The 261-nt window shown below is 64.4% G+C and carries 1 pseudogene; it reads left to right on the top strand.

The window, feature by feature from the left end:
• Positions 1 to 152 precede the first annotated feature (152 nt).
• Positions 153 to 261, top strand: a pseudogene (locus CVH10_RS21795) (IS5/IS1182 family transposase); the annotation flags it as partial.

Genomic DNA, 261 nt, shown 5'->3' with positions numbered 1-261 from the left:
GCATCGATGCCGTGGACTTGGAAGACGTTCTTCGCCAGATCGAGGCCGATGGTGCTAACCTGTGCCATGGACGGCTCCTGTCGATGAGATCCAACGGACCTCATCCTGGCACAGCGATGCCTTAGCGGGGGCCGTCCACCCCATCAGGCCCCTTCGCAGTGCATCCGCGCCGGTGGGTCGTCGAGCGCTTCTTCGGCTGGATCAGCCGCAACCGCTGCCTCTGGAAGGACCCAGAGGCAACCCTCGCGTCGGCTCAAGCCT

This window comes from Halomonas sp. ND22Bw (genome assembly GCF_003011945.1).
GTDB lineage: Bacteria > Pseudomonadota > Gammaproteobacteria > Pseudomonadales > Halomonadaceae > Halomonas > Halomonas halophila.
The sequence above is the reverse complement of the archived record's forward strand: the minus strand, read 5'-3'. Positions and strand labels throughout refer to the sequence as shown.